The organism is Flavobacterium sp. LM4 (genome assembly GCF_002017935.1).
GTDB lineage: Bacteria > Bacteroidota > Bacteroidia > Flavobacteriales > Flavobacteriaceae > Flavobacterium > Flavobacterium chungangense.
The window spans coordinates 1962557-1983260 of the sequence record NZ_MUFW01000001.1; the positions used below are offsets into that span (position 1 = coordinate 1962557).

Annotated in this window: 17 protein-coding genes and 2 tRNA genes; 10 read left to right on the forward strand and 9 right to left on the reverse strand. The window is 33.1% G+C overall.

What is annotated here, in order from left to right; translation table 11 throughout:
• Window positions 1–42: 42 nt before the first annotated feature.
• From BXU10_RS08780 to BXU10_RS08805, 6 genes are all read right to left on the reverse strand, one after another.
• Entirely contained in the window at window positions 43–357 is a 315-nt protein-coding gene (locus BXU10_RS08780) for an HPF/RaiA family ribosome-associated protein (protein ID WP_031454156.1), read from the reverse strand.
• 126 nt (window positions 358–483) lie between these two features.
• Window positions 484–2199 carry a hypothetical protein gene (locus BXU10_RS08785; protein ID WP_078227014.1) on the reverse strand — a complete coding sequence of 572 codons (1716 nt, stop codon included), beginning with the start codon at window positions 2197–2199 and terminating at the stop codon, window positions 484–486.
• Window positions 2200–3717 (reverse strand): McrB family protein, encoded by a 1518-nt coding sequence (locus BXU10_RS08790; protein ID WP_078227015.1) that lies wholly within the window; start codon window positions 3715–3717, stop codon window positions 2200–2202. It abuts the gene before it with no gap.
• Window positions 3717–4805 (reverse strand): DNA cytosine methyltransferase, encoded by a 1089-nt coding sequence (locus BXU10_RS08795; RefSeq protein WP_078227016.1) that lies wholly within the window; start codon window positions 4803–4805, stop codon window positions 3717–3719. The genes BXU10_RS08790 and BXU10_RS08795 overlap by 1 nt, the downstream gene beginning before the upstream one ends.
• Entirely contained in the window at window positions 4805–5134 is a 330-nt protein-coding gene (locus BXU10_RS08800; RefSeq protein WP_223255413.1) for a helix-turn-helix domain-containing protein, read from the reverse strand. Before BXU10_RS08800 ends, BXU10_RS08795 begins: the two co-directional genes overlap by 1 nt.
• Window positions 5135–5415: 281 nt before the next feature.
• Window positions 5416–7821: an AsmA family protein gene (locus BXU10_RS08805; protein WP_223255414.1), complete on the reverse strand. Its 2406-nt coding sequence runs from the start codon at window positions 7819–7821 to the stop codon at window positions 5416–5418.
• A 252-nt stretch (window positions 7822–8073) separates the two neighbouring features.
• On the opposite strand from BXU10_RS08805, the gene trxA reads away from it, so the two are divergent.
• Window positions 8074–8397, forward strand: coding sequence for a thioredoxin (trxA, locus tag BXU10_RS08810; RefSeq protein WP_367177907.1), 324 nt, complete (start codon window positions 8074–8076; stop codon window positions 8395–8397).
• A gap of 51 nt (window positions 8398–8448) precedes the next feature.
• Here trxA and BXU10_RS08815 read toward each other — a convergent pair whose 3' ends face one another.
• Window positions 8449–10530: an ATP-binding protein gene (locus tag BXU10_RS08815; protein WP_078227017.1), complete on the reverse strand. Its 2082-nt coding sequence runs from the start codon at window positions 10528–10530 to the stop codon at window positions 8449–8451.
• Window positions 10531–11235 carry a LytTR family DNA-binding domain-containing protein gene (locus tag BXU10_RS08820; protein WP_078227018.1) on the reverse strand — a complete coding sequence of 235 codons (705 nt, stop codon included), beginning with the start codon at window positions 11233–11235 and terminating at the stop codon, window positions 10531–10533.
• 202 nt (window positions 11236–11437) lie between these two features.
• Between BXU10_RS08820 and BXU10_RS08825 the strand changes: the two genes are divergently transcribed.
• The 6 genes from BXU10_RS08825 to BXU10_RS08850 all read left to right on the forward strand — a co-directional run bounded on the left by BXU10_RS08825 (window position 11438) and on the right by BXU10_RS08850 (window position 17356).
• Window positions 11438–12016, forward strand: a complete 579-nt coding sequence (locus BXU10_RS08825; RefSeq protein ID WP_078227952.1) for a DUF4082 domain-containing protein — start codon at window positions 11438–11440, stop codon at window positions 12014–12016.
• A 168-nt stretch (window positions 12017–12184) separates the two neighbouring features.
• Window positions 12185–14758, forward strand: coding sequence for a M1 family aminopeptidase (locus BXU10_RS08830; protein ID WP_078227019.1), 2574 nt, complete (start codon window positions 12185–12187; stop codon window positions 14756–14758).
• On the forward strand, window positions 14755–15681 hold the full coding sequence (locus BXU10_RS08835) for a DUF58 domain-containing protein (RefSeq protein WP_078227020.1): 927 nt from the start codon (window positions 14755–14757) through the stop codon (window positions 15679–15681). Before BXU10_RS08830 ends, BXU10_RS08835 begins: the two co-directional genes overlap by 4 nt.
• Window positions 15682–15767: 86 nt before the next feature.
• Window positions 15768–15841, forward strand: a tRNA-Asp gene (locus tag BXU10_RS08840).
• Window positions 15842–16133: 292 nt separating this feature from the next.
• Window positions 16134–16207, forward strand: a tRNA-Asp gene (locus BXU10_RS08845).
• A 489-nt stretch (window positions 16208–16696) separates the two neighbouring features.
• Window positions 16697–17356 carry an HAD family phosphatase gene (locus BXU10_RS08850; protein ID WP_078227953.1) on the forward strand — a complete coding sequence of 220 codons (660 nt, stop codon included), beginning with the start codon at window positions 16697–16699 and terminating at the stop codon, window positions 17354–17356.
• Window positions 17357–17583: 227 nt separating this feature from the next.
• On the opposite strand, the gene BXU10_RS08855 is transcribed toward BXU10_RS08850, so the two are convergent.
• Window positions 17584–18057 (reverse strand): YcxB family protein, encoded by a 474-nt coding sequence (locus BXU10_RS08855; protein WP_078227021.1) that lies wholly within the window; start codon window positions 18055–18057, stop codon window positions 17584–17586.
• Window positions 18058–18575: 518 nt separating this feature from the next.
• On the opposite strand from BXU10_RS08855, the gene BXU10_RS08865 reads away from it, so the two are divergent.
• The 3 genes from BXU10_RS08865 to BXU10_RS08875 are packed head-to-tail and all read left to right on the forward strand — an operon-like array spanning window position 18576 to window position 20464.
• Window positions 18576–19412, forward strand: coding sequence for an alpha/beta fold hydrolase (locus BXU10_RS08865; protein WP_078227022.1), 837 nt, complete (start codon window positions 18576–18578; stop codon window positions 19410–19412).
• A gap of 1 nt (window position 19413) precedes the next feature.
• Complete coding sequence (locus tag BXU10_RS08870) at window positions 19414–19908, forward strand: RNA polymerase sigma factor (protein ID WP_078227023.1); 495 nt, start codon at window positions 19414–19416, stop codon at window positions 19906–19908.
• Window positions 19895–20464, forward strand: coding sequence for a hypothetical protein (locus BXU10_RS08875; protein ID WP_078227024.1), 570 nt, complete (start codon window positions 19895–19897; stop codon window positions 20462–20464). The genes BXU10_RS08870 and BXU10_RS08875 overlap by 14 nt, the downstream gene beginning before the upstream one ends.
• The last annotated feature ends 240 nt before the right edge of the window (window positions 20465–20704 follow it).

The window sequence follows — 20704 nt, forward strand, 5'->3', positions numbered from 1 at the left end:
CTTATATCACTTATATGGTTTAAAAAAGTGGAATTCTATATTTTAATGTGCTTTCATTTTTTCGAAAGTAGTAGTCAGTGATTTTTTGGCTTTTGCCAAAGCACCGCTAAACGCTTTTTCAAGTGTATCAGCGTGTTCTGTAACAGTAAGCGGCTGTAAATTGGCGATACGGACTTCAAGAACACATTTTTTATCGTTCAAGCCGAACTTCTCTCCATTTTCATCTCCAAAATGTACTTCTATGCGGGTAATTTTATCTTCAAAACGTGCTAAGCCTTTTTCTAATTCTTCAGAAAAATAGTTTTCTAATCTTGCGTGTCCTTCAATGTTTTTGTCGGTATTGATTTGAATTTTCATAACGGTTTGTATTTAATGATTGTTTCTCAAAGCTATTTTTTTTTAGATGAAATGGCAAGTGAGTTAAGGAAAGATTATGAAAAATTTTGAAGGTTCTTTAGAATATTTGAAGCCAGTAATTTCAAATCATTTTAGTTTTTTGTCAGTGAATAATTCTCTTTTAATTAATTCCACAAGCCTATCATTACCAGAATCTCCCTCAAATTTTTTATTTTCTTCATGTTTTGCAATTAAAAATTTTTGATCAGTAGTGTAAAAACACTTCCCATTGAGTAATCTGAAATTATTTGTCATAATTTTTTCAGCATCTTCTTTGCTCATTTCTTTTTCATAAATTTTAAATCCAGATTTAGAACAGTCATCAAAAAAAGAAATAAACTGATTTCTGAATTCAGCCTTTGTCCTTATTCTAAATTCTTTGATTTTATTTTCACCAAAGTTAGAATATGATTTTAGAACATATAAAAAATTGACTTTGTATTGATGTACGAACAAAGTATCTCTATCGAATAACCGATTTTCAAAATGAAATGATTTTACGGGAATTTCTGTTTTATATTCTAAATTATGTTCATCAAAATTTCGAATATCTTCAATGTACCCATAAATAAAGAAATTTGGAGTAAGATTATAGCCCTCCGTTATCTCATCTCTGTACCGAATGTTTTCTTTATAAACATCATTATTATTTAGTAAATCAATGTTAAATTGAATTACATTTTTAGCATATGTAAACTGTTTATATTTAGATAGTTTATCAGCTTCATTTCCAGATTTATAGTATTTAGAGTCTCCAATATAGAAAATATCAGAAGTGTCTATTAACGAGTCATAATTAAAAATATGGTCTATTACTTTACCATCATTATTGTATTTTAAATCGTCTAATGAAATGTTGTCAACTTCTTTATTTTCATCTAATTTGTCAGAAAATAGCTTATCAATCATATCTTCAAAAACGATGTTATAATTTTTTACTGATATAAATTCTTCTTTTTTCTTTTTACTACTACTTGTGTCTGTTTTGGAAAAATAAAGTTCACACAAAATATACATTCTCTTTAATGTGTCTGAGAAATAACGATATTTTATTCTTCTTAGTTTTGATAATCCATTCCTTTGCAATTTTTCAAATTTTTCTCCTTTGATGAGAGTAAAGTTTAGGTCAATTTTAAGATGTAGAAGGTGTTCTTTATTAAAATGATTTAGAATTGAGAAGAAATAAGTTAGAAGTTCTTCTTCAGTATTTATAGTTTTCTTTTTGTTTTTTATTTCAAAATAAATTGGAATATTTTTCGAGGAAAGTAGAGGTAAGGATTTTCTAATTGTTTTATCCCATTTAGGCTTTTTTACTTGATTAGATTTATATTCAATATACTTATATAGAATTGCATTTTTGTTTTTTTTAAAAAAATTCGCAAAGCTTAAAAGTAAATCCAAATAAGAATACTCTAAATCACCTAAATTAGTGTTTAGTTCAAAAGCCAATGAGGATTCAATAATTGAAGTGTCTTTAATTCGCCTTTTATATTCAGTAAGGCTATTATAAAAATAAACTAATAATTGTCGAATCCATCTGTAATCTTCATTATGTTTAAATGATTCGAAATTCTCAAAATTGAACAAATCATCTTTAGAAATACCAAATACCGTTTGTTGATTATCTTTCATAAAGACTTTAGGCAACATATAAACCAGTTCTTTTTTTTCAAAAGAATGATAATATCCTACAGAAATTATTTGTCCAACATTTTTGCCATTCTGATTATAAAATTTTGGATCATCAAAAACAGAAGTTAATTTCTCTGTAGGGTAATATTCGCCTTCAATTAGAATTTTCATTTATACAATTGTTGGTTCAATGTTTATTCTTTTTAAAATTTTTAGTATTTGATCTTTTGCATTAGTATTTAACGGAAAGAAATCTTCGTAACAAGTTCCTTTTTCAAATATCGACTCAGAACTGTCTTCATCTTTAAAAACATCATTCCATAAATAGAAAATAACTTTATTTACAAACTCATTTAAAGTTATGGTTTTAGTTTCTGATTTGATAAAATAGTTTCCAATGCATTTATCCATTCCAAGATTTGGGTTGTTTTTTATAAAACGATTTACATTTTTAATAAAATCAATCCATTCAAAATAAGTGATTTCGTCAATGTTAACAATGTATTTGAAAGACTCGTTTTCTGGAATATCATCGTAGCAAATAGGTATATATTCCCAAGACCATCTTCGTTTAAAGGCACTATCCATAGGAAAAAGAGATTGGTCAGAAGTATTCATTGAAGCTAAAACATGTAAGTTAGCTGGAAGTTTCATTTTTCCATTTTCAATTCCTTGTTTTTCTTCAGGATCGGTTAATTTGTTTTCAAGATGATCTTTTAGTTCTTTGGAAGGAGAAATTGAATAATTACTATTTCGGTCAAGTAATTGAAATAAATCGCCAAATATTTCCGCACAATTTCCTCTGTTGATTTCTTCAATTACTAAGAAATAATCTTTATTAGGGTTTTTCCACGCATCAATGTAAATTTTTGTAAAAACCTGAGGTACAAACTCATATTTAATATCTCCAGTTGTTCCATCAGCATTTTTATCAGACGAAGGTTTGTAGCCGCCAACAAAGCATGAATAATCATATTCAGGGTGAAATGTTATTCTTTCCTTTTGATCTTCAGGAATATCTTCGAGAATAGTTTCTATTTTATGAGATTTTCCGGTTCCTGGTGCACCATAAAAGATTTTTTGCAAAATTTTCACTGGTTTTTTCTCATTTTCCGATATATCTAATGAATTTATTTTATTTTGATTAAATTCCCATAGAATAGAAATTTCATCATTCCATTCAAAAATATAACCAAAAAATTGAGTTTCGGAAAACAATATCTTCCAAATAAATTCTTTACCACTATCCCAATGTGCTATATTAATATTCTTATTTTTTGCGTTTCCTAATTTAGCAGATATAGAAAAATGAGAATTACTATTTTGATTTTCGGGTAAGAGATTTTTAAATTCTTCAAAAGTTATTTCGGGTTCTCTACCTAATTGTTTTTTCTTCTTTTCAATTTCCTGATAGCTATTAAGGATGTTTGAGTAGCTAAAGTAATTTTTTACAGATACTTTGTCTACCTCTTCAGTTGTTGTGTTTTTATCCAGAAAAACGCTGAGATCATTGAGCTTTTCAAATTTTTTTATTATTTCAGAATCCCCTCCAGAAACGTAGAAATTGTTCTTTGGATTCCCTATGCGATTTTTCCTTGTGTCAAGTAAATATTCATCTTTAATGTATTGTAAATTAAATAGAAGATAAGATTCAAAAACTTTTCCTAAAACTTGAATATATTTTTTCATTACAGATTATTCAAAAAATTAAATATTGATTTTGCTATTGCTTTACCCAATCCAACAGGAACGCTATTACCAACTTGTCTGGATTGCTCCGATTTACTTCCCAGAAAAATATAATTATCAGGATAGCCTTGTAATCTTGCCATTTCTCGAATAGTGATTCGTCTATTTTCAGTTGGATGGTAGTAATGATCACAATTGTTGTGTACAATTGTATAACTTTCTTTTTTCGAATCTAATCTTCTCATCGCTCTATTTAAATCGCTATTGTTTTGAAGCTCTGCAGGGCAATGTTTCATAGAGCCTCCTTCAGGAATGTACATAACTCTTTTAAGATTTAGTTCAGTTAATTTACCAACTGTATGATTAGGGCAATTTTTTGGGATTGTATTTTTTAGCAAGGTATCACCAACAGTTTTATAATTTTCTTCATTATGTGTTGGTTTTGGAAATTCAAATTTAAATTCCAAATCATTTCTGACCCCAATAATTATCATTCTTCTTCTACTTTGAGGAACGCCGTAATCTCTTGAATTAAGTAGTTTATAACTTAATTTATAGCCACAATTTGTTAATTCTTTTCGTATAAGTTCAAAAACTTTTCCTTTTTGCATTGTAACCATTCCAGAAACATTTTCCATTAAGAAAAGTTTAGGCTGTACTTGTTTTATAATTCTCGCATATTCTTTAAAAAGTTGATTTCTTGGATCGTCAAAAGAACGAGCTGGATTGGCAGTTGAAAATCCTTGACATGGTGGACCACCAATTATAACATCTGCTTGTGGTAAATTTTTAATATTTGCAATATCATCACAAAGGATATGATTGCCGATATTATGAGTGTAAGTTTGACAGGCTTGATAATTAAAATCATTAGCAAAAACTATTTCAAATTTACCTGTTTCTAAAAAACCCAAATCTAATCCGCCACTTCCAGAAAACAGAGAAATAACGTTGATTTTATCATTGATTTCTTTTTCTTTATTATTTGTCCAATTATTTCTTGTTTCAAATTCTAAAACCTGAGGTTCATTTAAAACGTTTAAGTTTTCTGATTGGGTTTTATATTTTTTTAATTTAGTTTCTATCATTATTTAAATGCCTTATCGTTAAAAAAAGTCCCAAAATCTGTATTGAGAGCAATAATTATTTTTTCCAATATTTTAACCGTTACATTTTTTTTTCCAGTTTCAACTTTTGTTACATAAGTCCTATCTACTTCGGCAAGATTTGCTAAAGCTTCTTGAGAAAGACCTTTCACTTTCCTTAGCTCACGGATTCGGTCGCCAATTTTGATATTTATACTCATTGATTTTGTGATATTGAAGTAAACAAAACTATTCAAATGTTGCTTTTGGTACAACGGCATAAGAGGCACGTTTTGACTTTTATGAATAACAATAATTTGAATTTTAGCCATAAAAAACGCCAATCATTTCTGACTGGCGTTTAATATATTTTCAAAAATTTCTAATGAAATCAAGACCCCTAGCCCTGATCGAAGCGGCATCCTTTTGTGCCGGGGTTCGGCATAAAAGATAGAGTGGAGAGCAGGAATAGCTTCTAAAATTTAAATTCCAAATTCCAATCTTTGTCGAGTTTCTTATGAAGATTCCTCGTACCTCGGAATGACAAAATGCGTTTTATTTATTTACTATTTATCCTTCTTCCCCCATTTAATTTTCATTTTCCCTGCATCGTCTACGGCGAGTAGGTGCAGGACGATTCCGCGTTGACGGACAGCATCACGCTCGGCTTTGGTGGCGAGTTTGGCATCGTCTTTTGAGTTTCGGAGGGGACGGTGAGAGCTAAATTGGTGCCTCGCCCAAAGGAATAAACGCCTTGGGCATCGAAGTTGAGAACGCTGGAACTAATGGTGAGTTTATTGACATCGACCTGCTCGCCACGAAGTTTGAAATTGCCGGATAAATCGCTGAACGTGATGTTCTCGACATCGCGAAACGGAAACGCAAATTTCCCGATTTTCATAATAGGCTCAAAGTTTCGTAAAGCGCCCTGACTGACCTTGAAAACCAGATTTCCGTGTGCCGAATTTGGGATCAATTCGCCGTTGCTGTTGATTAAACCGGTTACATTGGTGTTGCTGGTGAGTTTTCCGCGGATGTTGTTTGGCGTAAAAGACTTGATTCCGAAGTTGCTGAAAGATTTTAAAAAGCTCGTAATATCAACCTGATTGACCTGTGCGTTTGAAGAGAAATTGTAGTTTTTGCCATTTGGAGAAACGGTGGAGCTAAAATTGATGCTTCCGCCACAAGTCTGGAGCGAACCATTTTTGATGACAAGCCGCGAATCGATCATCTGGATTCGGGCTTTGGTGTTGGTTGCGGTCAGTTTGTTATAGGTGATTTTGTCGGCTTTGATGCTGATGTCTACAATGCATTTTTCGATCGCAGTCCGTAACTGATTTGACATGGAACGTTTTTTGGCAGTGACTTTCTTTTTTTGGGAAGAGGCCAAAACGCCCAGAAATTGTCTGATGTCGATACTTGGACAATAAATGTTCCAGTTTACGACCATTTTTTCGGGAGCGTCATAATATAAATTCAGGAAATTATCGATTCTTCCGTCGATAAAAATCGTGTTTTTTTGGTGTTTGTAGGCGATTTTTTTAATGAGCAGTGCTTCTTGTGTAAGTTCGAGCTGTACGTTGATTTTTTCGGCATGAACGTTTTTTGGAATAAAATGAAAAGAGGCATTCTGGACGTTTACATTTCCAATAAAACGAGGTTTGGTGATGTACAGATCGATAATATCAAACTGAAATCTTAGGTTGGCGGAGGCGTGACCATCGGTAAAATTAATCCATTTTTCGGTGTTTTCTTCGTTGAGGTTTTCGATGTCAAAATCAGATTTTACGATTCCGGTTGCGAGTGGTTTTTCGAGATTGTTGATCGATAATTGCGGAATTGTGAGCGGAACGTTTTTGTATTTTCCTGAAAAGCGCGTTAAAATGATGGCCGAATTGGCATCGCTAAAACCTGCTTTTGGCTTAAAATTATTGGTAAAAATACCTTTGAAACCGCAATCGGTAATTAGTCCGTCGGGAATGCTGAGTTCGTTGTTTTTAACTTCGGCCTGAACGACAATTTTCGGATCGCCTTCGGCATTAAAATCGCCTTTGATGTCGCAATTCACATCGATTTCCTTTTTTAAATTAAATCGATTAAGCTTAGAACTGATGTTTGCGGAAAGTACATTGGAAGCATTTCTCCATAAAATACTAGTGTTGATATTGATTCCGAAAAGCGCATTGCCTTTGGCTAAATTGAAAAAAGCAACAATGTCAAAAGCATCTTTTCCGATTTTGAGATTCTCGGTTTTCACATCTATTTTTTCTTTTTCGCCAGAATAGGCAACGGCGAATGTGCCTTCGAGTAATTTTTGTTTGGCGAAACTTCCGTGAACGGTATTAAAAGCCAGACTTTTGATATTGGTTTTCAGGAGAACATCGGTTTGCCAGTTTTCGTCATCGTATTTTACTTTCGATTTTAAACTGGCGATATCGAAATCAAATAATTTATGTCCGATGCGATTGTCCAATATAAAATGAACGTCGTTGAGGTCGACCTGATCGATAGTGGTTCCGGTTTCTGATGTCGCTTCGGGTGTTTTTTTCTTTTTGGGTTTAAAAATATTGGCGTTCGAATAGCCGTTTTCGGCTTTATAGACATAAATCTGTGCGTCGTTGATCAGGATTTTATGAATGTTGATTTCTTTCTGAAGCAAACTCCAAACGTTCAAACGGACTTCGATTTCGTTGGCTTTTAGTAACGTATGTTTATGGGTATTCCATTGATTGTCTTTTAATTCGACATCTTTTAGGGCGAGGGTGAAATTCGGGAAACCGGTCAGAAATTTATACTGAAAATCGCCAATATGAAATTTTCCGTTGATGTTCTCATTGATTTTAGTGTTGATTTTGGCTATGATTTCAGCTTTATTCCGATTGAAATAAAAGGATAATGCTCCGGATGCAATTACAACAAGCGCAATACATCCTAAAATAAAGAAGCCAAAACGTTTGGCGTACTTTTTAAAACGGACCGACTGCAAAAAGGTTTTTATTTGATGTAACGTTTTTTTCATCAGAAACGGTTTTGGAATATTAAAGATACGTTAAATAAAAGAGGTTATTTACAATTAAATTTGATGTTTTCTAGAAAATACTATGCTTTAAATAAGAGGTTTACTGTTAATATAAATATTGACAATACATTTATAATCAAAACTAATTTGCGAATGACGTTGGAATGATATAAAATTTCTAAATTTGTAGTAAGTTTTAAACCCATTAAAAATTGTTACCTTTAATATAGTTGAAGAAGTAACTTAAATAAAATTATTATGGCATTAGCAATAACAGATGCTACTTTTGACGAAGTAGTTTTGAAATCAGATAAACCTGTAATGGTAGATTTTTGGGCAGCATGGTGTGGTCCTTGTAGAATGGTTGGTCCAATCATTGATGAATTAAGCAACGAATACGCAGGTAAAGTTGTTGTTGGAAAAGTTGATGTTGATGCAAACCAGGAATTCGCTGCAAAATATGGGGTGCGTAACATTCCAACCGTTTTGGTTTTTCACAACGGTGAAGTAGTAGGAAAACAAGTAGGAGTTGCTCCGAAACAAACCTACGCAGATAGTTTAGATGCTTTGTTGTAATCGTAAGATTATGATTTATATAAAGAAGGTCTGACGAAAGTCGGGCCTTTTTTATTGGAATAAAATCGTAAAAGTAGTTCCGAATCCCGGTTTAGAGCTGACTTCGATTTTACAGTTAATAGCTGTTCCCAGATCTCTGATTAAATGTAATCCCAGACCAGACTTGATTCCGATGACTTCTGAATCATCATAAAGAGCTTTGAATTTTTCCAGATTTTCTCCCGGGCCGTTATCTGTTATTGAAAAATACGTTTGATTGTTTTCCTGCCAGGCTTTCCAGATTATTTTTCCGTTTTTGTTTTTATCCAGTGCTTTTACAGCATTTCCGGTGAGATTTCGGATAATGGCTTTCAGATAATTTTCATCGGTATTTAAAATAATGTTTTCGGAATTTTCAAATGAAATTTCGATATTTTCTATGGCTGAAAAATGCTTCTTTGTATCTTCGAATATAACTTCGACTGGAATATTTTTAAAATGCGGTTTAAAATTTTCCATCTGGCCTTTGCTCCAAAGCAAAATATCTTCCATGGAGGATAGTAAATTTTCGGCTCCGGAAATTATTTTCGCCTGCATTCTCAAAGCAGTTTCTTCGTCAATGAGTTCCGGATTTTCTTTTTGAAGATGTAAAAAGTGAATCAGATTTGAAATCGGGCTTCGTAAATCATGGTTTAGAATTCCGAAGAATCTCGCTTTGATTTTATTGGCTTCATCGAGTTCCTGATTCAGGAGCTGTAATTTTTGATTTGTTTTTTTACGGTTTTGATTTTGTCTGAACAACAATAATCCGATTATAAAAACCAATACAAGTCCCGAAATCAAATAGAAACGCTGTTTTCTGGCATCGTTAATCTGAATGTTTTTGATGGTATTCTGAGCCGAAAGGTTTTTTATTTCCTGCCCCTTAGTTTTATTCTGATATCGTGCTTCGGCATTGGCAATATTTTGTTTAGCCGACTCTCGCATCATCTCGTCATTGTATTTGGAGTAGATTTCTTTATAATAAAAAGCCTCTTTCCAAAGTCCGAGAGCTGCATAGCTTTGAGACAGTTTCTGATTGATGATAACAAAGAATTCCTTGTCGTAGTTTAATGCATCCTTTGATGCTTCCTGAAGTGTTTTAATAGCATTTTTATAATCTCCCTTTTCATATAAAACCCTGCCCATTATGGTGTTTGCCTCCATAAGAATTTCTTCGTCTGTTGACTTTTGTCCAAATAAAACAGCTTTTTTGGCATAATAATGAGCTTTGTAAATCTGTCCTTCATCTGCGTAATATTTAGACATGCTTTGGTTGGCAAAACTTAAGTTAAGAAACAGGGAATCTTTTGCTGAGGGGTAGGTGTAAATTAATTTATAATATTTTTTAATGCTGTCCGGCTGTTTTTTGGAAGCGTAACACTGTAATAAATAATTGCACGAAAAAGCACTTACGTAGGGAGATGTTTTAATGTAAGGTTTTGATTCGTTTAAATACTCAATGGCTTTATCAAATTGTTTCATTTTAACATAAGCACTCGCAATTTGGCAATAGGAGACACCTATGTTTTCTGTATTTGGGATGTTTTTATCCAGCCGTTTTTTATAGTTTATGGCTTTTAGTTGATAGCCTATGAAATTTTCATATTCAGAAGTATTCAAATAGTATTCGCCCAGACTTCCGTAAAGAACCGCGCGTACATAATTACTTTTCGTGGTGTCAAGTACTTTTTTAATGGTTTCAATTAATGCTTTGCCTTTTCTGTTTTCGTTTAAAGAGTAATAGATATAATTAAGCCGCATTAAAGAAGAAGTCTGATTTTCGATATGACGGACTTTTTGGGCATATTTCAGAGCATTTTCATAATTGACCAACGCTTTTTTATATTGGTTGTTACTGAATTCATAAGCAATTCCCTGATGCAGATAAAATGTGCTTAAATACTTGTGATAATTTTTTGAAAGTGCAATACCTTTTTGTGAAGCGATGATAAGTTTGGAATATTCTTCTTTGTCTAAAAGAGCCTGAGAATATTTAAGCCAGGCTTTTAGTTTCTGTTCCGTAGTTTTATATTTTGCTAAATTTGGTTCCTGCTGTGCAAAAACAGAAACAATTATAAAAAAAGACAAAATCAAAAAACCGGCTTTCTTCATCTAAATCAGGTTTAAGTTGTCTTTGTAGCTTCTGCCAACCGGAATGGAGATGTTATTGTTTAAAATAATTTCGGTCGAATTCATTTTCTGAATAAATTGTTTTTGCACAGCAAAACTTCTGTGAATACGAATAAAGGACTGAAAATGACTTTCTTTTAAAAGATTTCCAATACTCGATAAAACACAATGCCTTTTTCGTTCTGTAACAACTAAGGTATAATCTTTTAAAGCTTCGAGATAGAGAATTTCATGCAGTTTTACTTTGGTCTGCTCGTGACCTTCTTTGATATAAATAGTATCTCCGCCGATGCTGGCCTCAAAAAGAGAAGCTTTGAGTTTGATTTCCATAAATTCCTCAATGCGCTTCATCGTTTGCGTAAAACGATCGAGTTTTAATGGCTTTACTATAAAATCTAAGGTTTCGATCTGAAAACTTTCTACAGCATGTTCCGGATGTGCGGTTATAAAAATGCAAACGGGAATTTCGAGGGCATCTTTTCTGAATTCGATTCCGTTTAAACCCGGCATATCAATGTCCAGAAATAAGATATCTACTTTTTGTTTTTGTATAAACGGAAGTGCTTCTTCAGCAGATTCGAAAACACCTAGAATATCCAAAACCGGAAATTTTTTGGCAAAAGATAGTACCGTAAGTCTGTCAATTTCATCATCATCAACGATAATACAAGAGTATTTCTTCATCATTACAGCCTGTTTGGTGTTGTCTGTCTATTTAAAACGTTGTTTGTCTATTGGGTGTTTTTAACGAGATTTTATTGATTCAAATTTGTCCCGTAATTCAGTTGAAAGCAAAAATAAATCATTTTTTCCGACTTTGAACTTTACAAAAATAAATGTTATTGAATTAAAAAAGAACCATTTGAACCATTTTAAAATTAAAATTATTATGAAAACGCTTAAAACTATTTTTGCCATTTTATCAATTGCAGTATTTACTGTTTCATGCAGTAATGATGATGATAATTCACCAAAATTTCAGACAGAAAATCCGTTAGCCGCTTATTATACGCAAACCGGTTTTACAACTTCAACCAATTTTATCAATTCGGGGGATTACGAATTCGGATTGGTATTTACACCAACAGTTAAAGGAAAAATAAAAGCGATTACGTTAAAACTTCCGGCTACAAATCCTTCTTTGCGTGTTACCATTTGGGATTATACAACAAAAACAGTATTGCGTTCCGAAACTTTAAATGTTGCGACTGCGGATGTTGAGGTTAAAAAAGTAATCAGTGAACTTGACTTGGAGAAAGACAAAAAATACCTGATCTCTATGAATTCTAATGACTGGTATAAAAAGAATAAAGCCGATAATTCTGCTGCTACATATCCTATTGTCGCCGGAAATATCACTTTTAATGAGTACAGATGGCTTTCGGGCACAGCGCAGACTTTTCCAACGACCATTGCCACTACGTATAATGCCGGAGATTTAAGTTTTGATTTTCAGCAGACAGAATAATTTTGGATAGTTTGAATTAGTATGTTTAAAAGGCCTGGCGAAAGTTGGGCCTTTTTTATGTTTTTTGCCACGAATTCACGCATTGTTTAATAAGTAAAAATAGCAAAGCAAAAATTCGTGAATTTGTCGAGGAATTTTTATTTTTACTAATCTTATATTCCTCCAAAAATGAAAATTTTCTACAGCTTTCTCTGCCTTTTTACAATTCTTACATCCGGTTTTTGCCAATCAAAACAAAAAGAAAGTGTTTTTTTAGAAAATGGCGTTTCTGAGCAGCTGGCTATTTTTCGAAAACAGAAGATTTCAAATGTTTCTTACGGTTTGTCTTTTGAAATTCCGCATCAGAAAAGTGAAAATATCAATTCTGAATTGAGTTTAAATTTGAATTTGGCAGATTTAAGTCAGCCTTTGTATTTAGATTTTAAGGAGAAAACCCAAAACATAAAATCAGTTGCTGCAAACGGAAAAAATATAGCGATTGTTCATGAAAAAGGGCATATTGTAATTCCGGTTGAAAGTTTGACTTTAGGAAAAAATACAATTAATGTTTCATTCACCGCCGGAAATCTATCTTTAAACCGAAACGATGATTTTCTGTACACTTTGTTAGTTCCAGATCGGGCGAGTACATTGTTTCCGTGTTTTGATCAGCCGGACATCAAAGCAACTTATAAATTGAGTCTTTCGGTTCCAAAAGACTGGAAGGTTTTGGCTGGAGCCGATGTAAAAGAGACTGTTGAAAAAGGCGATTTTACTTTGTACACTTTTGGTGAATCAGACAAAATGAGTACGTATTTGTTTTCGTTTGTAGCTGGAAAATTCAATACCGTGACGCAGAAACCTGGTCTGGAAATGACTTTTTTATTCCGTGAAAATGACCGAGGTAAACTGGAAAGCAGTACCGATACGATTTTTAATCTGCATCAGCAGTCTTTGGATTTTTTAGAAAAGTATACTAATTATAAATTTCCGTTTCAGAAACTGGATTTTGCTGCTATTCCGGTTTTTCAATATGGCGGAATGGAACACGTTGGTGCAATTCAATACAGAGAATCGACTTTGTTTCTGGATAACAGCGCAACTGACAGCGAAAAATTAAACCGTGCAAAATTGATCGCACACGAAACCTCGCACATGTGGTTTGGCGATTTGGTAACAATGAAATGGTTTGATGATGTCTGGATGAAAGAGGTTTTTGCCAACTTTATGGCAGACAAAATTATGAATCCGATTTTTCCGAAAGTCAATCATAATCTGCAGTTTTTGACGGCGCATTATGGAAGCGCTTACGCAGAAGACCGATCGTTGGGAACGCATCCGATAAAGCAGCATCTGGAGAATTTAAAAAATGCAGGATCTCTTTATGGTGCCATAATTTACAACAAAGCGCCAATTATGATGCGTCAGTTAGAGGCCTCAATGGGGGCAGCCGCTTTTCAGAAAGGAATCCAAAAATACATTCAGAAATACGCCAACGACAATGCCGACTGGAATAATCTCGTAGCAATCCTTGATGACGAATCACCACTGGATATGAAGAAATGGAGCGAAGTCTGGGTTAACAAATCCGGAAGAGCCATTTTTACAGATAAAATAGAATACGACGATCAAAACCGAATCAGGAAGTTTGAAATTATACAGCAAGCAGAAGATAAATCCAGCAGTATCTGGCCACAGGTTTTTCAGATTGGTTTCGTTTATTCGAATGATGTAAAAGTGGTAACCGCAAATATTACAGCTAAAAGTCTGATCGTAAAAGAAGCTGCCGGACTTGAAAAACCGCTTGCCATTATTTACAATTATAATGGTTTTGGATACGGCGTTTTTCCGCTTGACGGGACTCATTTAAATTATATTTCGACATTGAAAGATGAGGTTGCAAGAGCTTCAGCGTACAGCAATCTTTATGAAAATACTTTGGTGGGGAACATTTCTCCAGACAGAGCTTTTGATTGTTTTGTAAAAGGAATTCAGTCCGAAGAAAATGAATTGGTGTTGCGAATTGCATCAGGGAATTTAAACACGATTTACTGGAGGTTTTTTACCGGAGAACAGCAAAAGAAAGTTCAGAATCAGCTTGTGGGTATTTTAGATGAACGTTTACAGGCTAATTTATCTTCGAACATTAAAAAAACGCTGTTCGGATTATTTAGTTCGATTGCTTATTCAGATTCGGCGAAAGCCAGATTATATAAGATTTGGAATAAAGAAGTTGTAATTTCGGGATTGAAATTAAACGAAGATGATTATAGCAATATGGCAATGAATCTGGCAATTTTTAAGCATAAAAAAGCGGATGAAATTTTGGAGAAAACGAGAACTTCAATCACAAATCCGGATAAAAAGAAACGCTTTGAATTTCTGCTTCCGTCCTTGTCAAAAGACGAATCGGTTCGAAATGCTTTTATGGAATCGTTAAAAGACGATGCAAATCGCGAGAAAGAATCCTGGGTTTCTGTTGGTTTGGCAAACATAAATCATCCACTTCGTCAGGAAAGTGCTCGAAAATACATCAGATTTTCATTAGATTTGACAGAAGAAATCCAGCGCACGGGAGATATTTTCTTTCCGAAAGACTGGCTGGACAATACCGTTGGAAGATATTCATCGAAATATGCTTTTGATGAAATACAGCGATTCTTAAAAGAAAACCCTAATTTTAGTCCGATTCTGAAACGTAAATTGTTTATGGCGACAGATTTGCTTTATAAAGCACAAAATATTAAAAAAGAAACCGAATGAAAATTGAATCGGAAATAGAGAAAGTCTCCAGTTTTCAGCACCTTGAAATGCTGGCAAATCAGGTTGTGGAAGGTTTTATATCCGGAATGCACAAGAGTCCGTTTCATGGATTTTCGGCTGAATTCGCCGAGCATAAAGTGTATAATGCAGGCGAAAGCACCAAGCACATCGACTGGAAATTATTTGCCAAAACAGATCGTTTATATACGAAGCGTTTTGAAGAAGAAACCAATTTGCGCTGTCATATTATTGTCGATAATTCGTCTTCGATGCATTATCCTGAACTGAAATCGAATCAGTCTTTTTACGAAAAAAAGATTGGTTTTGCGGTTTTGGCTTCAGCAGTTTTGATGAATATTTTAAAGAAACAGCGTGATGCCGTTGGTTTAAGCGTTTTCTCCAATAGTTACGAATATTACGCCCCTGAAAAAGGAAGCGATCGTCACCACAGAATGTTATTAAACAAACTGGAACAATTATTAGAACAGCCAAAAGTAAAAAAAAGCACAGATACGATTACGTATCTGCATCAAATCGCAGAGAAAATGCATCGTCGTTCGATGATTATTCTTTTTACGGATATGTTTCAGTCTGAAGATGATGAAAAACTCTTTAATGCCTTACAGCACTTAAAACACAACAAACATAAAGTCGTTTTGTTTCACGTTGTCGATCACGAAACCGAGCTGAAATTTGACTTCGATAACACGCCAAGAAAGTTTATCGACTTAGAATCAGGCGAAGAAGTTTCGATTTTTGCCGATAATGTAAAGCTGGAATATGAAAACAGGGCAGCAGCTTACTTTAAAAAACTGGCGTTAACCTGTGCCAAGAACCAAATTAAGTATGTTCCGGTCAATGTAGGCGATAATTTCGAAAAAATTATGACGACATATTTGGTTGAAAAACAAAACTTTGGATGATATTTTTAAATTAAATTCAAATTTTTTTATCAAAACGCTTGCAGAAACGAAATTCTGTACTATCTTTGCAACCGCAATAACGCAGAGGTTTGGTAGTTCAGTTGGTTAGAATACATGCCTGTCACGCATGGGGTCGCGGGTTCGAGTCCCGTCCAGACCGCAATATTGGGAGAAGCCTTTCTTAACGGAAAGGCTTTTTTGCCCAAATACGGTATCTAAGATTAGTTGTGTTGTTTTGCTGAGAATTTGTAACTCTCAGCTCGGTTTAGTAGTTAGACCAATGAAAAGCTTTCCACTTTGTGGATGGCTTTTTTGATTTAAGGCATTTTGAAGTTTCTATTTTCATAGAAATCAGGGCGTTAAAAAATTAACGTTTTTATTTGTTTAAAAAACGCAAAAAACCTTGCAGAATCAAAGTTCTATTGTATTTTTGCAGTCACAATAAAGCAGTGGGTTTGGTAGTTCAGTTGGTTAGAATACATGCCTGTCACGCATGGGGTCGCGGGTTCGAGTCCCGTCCAGACCGCTTTTAAAAAGAAGCCTTTCTTAACGGAAAGGCTTTTTTGTTTTTAGTGTATTCCGGGATGTCGCTAAATCCAAATTAGCCTCTCAAAATTTAATCTCGCAAAGTCAATTTAAAAACATTTTCGCGCAGATTCTGCAGATTTTAGCAGATTTACTTTTTAAAATTTTAGAAATAAATAATCTGCTTAAATCTTTTTTAAATCTGCGAGAAAAAAAACTTTGCGTCTCAGCGCCTTTGCGAGATTTAAAAAGCTTTTTCTAAATCCTGTAAGTAGATAAAAATATTTTCACGCAGATTCTTCAGATTTTATTTTTAAGATTTTAGAAATAAGTAATCTCTTTGATCTGCTTAAATCTTTTTAAATCTGCGAGAAAAAACTTTGCAACTCTGCATGATTCAAAAAAACTTTGTGAATCTCTGCGAAAAACCTCCGTGAATCTCCGTGGAAAAACCGCTATCTTGCAACCGTTAAAAAAATATAATAAATATATGAGCCAGCAATGTGTAATTTTTGATATGGACGGCGTAATTTGTCACACCAATCCACATCATGTCGTCGCTTTTGAAACCTTTTTTGATAAATATAAAATTCCGTATACCAATGAAGAATTTGAAGAACATATGTACGGAAAACATAACGGATATATCATGACACATTTCTTCAAACGTCCAATTACGGGAGAAGAATTGGCCAAACTGGAATATGAAAAAGAAGCGATGTTTCGTGAGATTTATAAAGACAAAGTAGAAACGATTCCGCATTATTTAGAATTTTTAAGCGAACTAAAATCCTGCGGATTTAAAACAGCTGTTGCAACATCTGCGCCTCGGGCCAATTTAGATTTGATTGCCAATTTCCTGGGCCTTGATAAAAAAATGGATTCGATGATGTCAAGCGAAGACGTTATGTTTCATAAACCAAATCCCGAAGTCTATCTGAAATCAGCAGAGCGTGTAGGGGTTTCTCCGTCTGACTGTGTGGTTTTCGAAGATTCTTTTTCGGGCGTTACAGCAGGATTAAATGCCGGAATGAAAGTGGTTGGTGTTTTGAGTACACATACAAAAGAAGAACTTCCGCCATGCCATTTTTATATTAATGATTATAGTGAAGTGAATGTGGATAAGATTTTAGAATTGTTGGAGAAATAAATTCTAATTTTTTAAAGTACCAAATTCCAAACGATATGAGAGACCTTTATCAAAGTTTAAAACTTTGCCAAAGGTTTTTTCCGCAATTCTTTAACCACAAACTTGTCATTTCTCGTTCTTCGAAATGAACAAACTAGATGAATTTCTTCATTTTAAAGAATAATATAACCCAATCAATAGCTGGAGATTTTTTTTATGTTTGGAAGAAAAAGACTTCTACCAAAATTTTATCTGTTTTTGATCTTCAAAAACACCTCATTTCTAAACCAATTTTCATCTTCTGGAGTTTCGAAAATTCGTTTTGGAAAAAATAATGTCTGACCTTTTGATAGATATAAAAGATAAAGATCTTTTAATTCAAAAACTTTTATAAAGTTGTTTATATCAATTGTACTCTCAGATATTTCTCCCATATGAGAAACAATTTTATCAGGAAAGATTTTATGTTGTCTTTCGTTAAAAATAATCTTGTTTTCCTTTGAATTTGCAAATCTCCAAAATTGAAATAATGTAATTAGCGGATAGGCAAAACCAAATACGATTATGAAATTATCTGATGTGTCTTTATTATCCCTAAAAAGAAGTGCAACAGCAAGAAATAATATAAAAGCATATAGCCACCATCGTCTTTTTAATACAAGTTTGATAAGAAATAAAAAGTATTCGTTTTTTGTGAGTTGATATTTTTTGGTTTTAATCATTTGTAGCTTTTGGATTTGCTATAAAATTAAAAAAATAATTAGGCTTGACCGCAATAGGATTTCAAATTAAATAAAGTTCTGATGATTTTTACAATATTTAAATTCTAAAATTATGAGTATAAATAATCTTTCAGAAGAAACAGAAATCAGACTAATCGATTTTTTCAAAAATAACATTAATCCCGGAGACATGGCTAAGGTAATACGGCAAGTTAAGTGTATTGAGAGAATTCGAAACCTTGCAAGCTGAAATTAACAATCTTCAAAACAGTTTTTATTGCATGAATAAATTAGCCGAAGCTTTAGATCCCTATTTGGATTTAAAATTAGAGAAGCCAATTATAAGTCGTAAAATTTGTTAAGAAATGAGGCAAAAATTATAATCTGAATAAATTTTTATTATTCGTATAGCCACTAAAATCAGGTATTGAAAGTTTTTTTTTAAAAAAGTAGATTTTTTGATGTAACAAATAATATAGTGCTGCATCAAAAGGTAAATTTTTTTAAAAACAAACATCATGAAAACAAAATCAATCTTAATTATCGTATTTATGCTTATCGTTTCAAGACCTGTTTTTTCTCAAACTGCCTTTAAGTTAGAGGTGAAAGGAAAAGGTAATCCTGTTTTATTATTCCCTGGCTTTGGCTGTACAGGAGAAGTATGGAATGAAGTGGTAGCCGAATTGTCTAAAAACTACGAATGCCACGTTTTTACTTTTGCAGGATTTGGGAATGTTCCTCCGATTGAAGGCCCTTGGTTGTCTACTATAAAGGATCAGGTTATTGCTTATGTAAAAACTAAAAAATTAAAGAAAGCCATATTAATTGGTCATAGTTTGGGAGGAACTTTGAGTTTGTGGTTAGCGTCTCAGGAAACAAATCTGTTCAAAAAAGCAATTATTGTTGATGCATTACCTGCAAATGCAGCTTTAATGATTCCTAATTACAAAGGAGATATTATTCCTTATGACAATCCGCAGAGCAAGATGATGCTTGCTATGGATACAAATGCGTTCAATGCTATGAATACCCAGTCGGTTTCTTACATGTGCTTTAATAAAGAAAAGCAAAAAACAATTGCAGAATGGATGAAAACTGCGGATAGAAAAACCTATGTTTATGGTTATATTGACATGCTTAATTTAGATTTACGAAAAGAAATTGCTAAAATTAAAATTCCGGTAGTGATTCTCGCAGCGACAAATCCAGATATTAATACCGTACAAAATACATATAACAGTCAATACGAAAATTTACCGTCTGCTAAAATTTATTACGCAGAAAAATCGGCTCATTTTGTAATGTATGATCAGCCGGAGTGGTTTATGGAAAAAGTAAAATCAGAAATAAAATAAGGTGAGTATCAAAGAACAATTTAACAACATATACAACAGCCATTATCCTAAGGTGTTTCGTTTATGTAAAGGTTATTTTTGTGGAGATGTAGCATTGGCTTCGGATGCGACTCAGGAAATCTTCATTAAGATATGGGAGAAATTAGACACTTTCCGTAATGAATCAAGTGTTAGTACATGGATTTACAGAATCACTGTAAATACCTGTCTCCTTTACTTGCGAAAATCATCTTCTAAAAAAGAAATAAGGACTCACATTCAGCCTCAGGTTGTTTCAGAATCGTATTCGGATGAAAAAGAAGAACAACTTCAACAAATGTATCAGTGCATACAAAAACTTGAAGAAATAAATAAAATGATAATTCTAATGACTTTAGATAGCGTAGAATATTCTGAAATAGCAGAAGTAATTGGTATAACCGAGGAAGCTCTTCGCGTTAGAATTCATCGAATTAAAAAAAGTTTAACTCAATGCGTACAAAATGAAAACATTTGAAGACTTACAAACTATTTGGAACCAGCAAATCGATCCAGATTCAAAACCAGTGGTCGCTGATATTGTTAAAAAAGCAGAGGAATATACCAAAAAAATTAAACGCAATCATTTTTGGACCAGAGTAATTTTAAGCGTAACCGCTGTGATATTAATCTTTTATTATGTTTGGGCAGGTGCTTATAAACAAACGTTATTTAGTTTAGGATTAAGCATTATGATTACGATGCTTATATTTCGTATTGTTTTAGAGTGGGTTAGTATGGAAAAATTAAAGAACCTGAAATCAGATGTTTCTTTGATTGAATACAGTAAGCTGGCACAACATTTTTATCAATGGAGAAAAAAAATTCATTACGTTTTTACACCGGTAGTTTATCTGATATATATTGCAGGTTTTACGCTCCTCTTACCTGTTTTTAAAGAAAGTTTTTCAAATGGGTTTTATCTTTACATACTAGTGAGTGGGTTTGGTTTTTTGCTGCTTTTCGGATTGCTTTTGATTAAAATGATTAAAAAAGAGATAGGGCTTTTAAGTTTTTTAAAAAATATCTCCTAAAATAAGGTAATTAAACATACAGAGTAAGAAAAAATTCCATGTTTCTTGCCCTCTGATTAATTCTAAAACCGCACAGCGCATTAAAGGTTTATAATGCTTATTACAACTTTTGTGAACCTTTAATGTTCTTTGCGTCATTTGCTGTCAACATTTTCTTTTCATTTACCACAGCTTTCTCATTGCTTAAAAATGTAAAATACACAATTAATCTGCTTTTGTTAAAAAAGTATCAGTCAAATA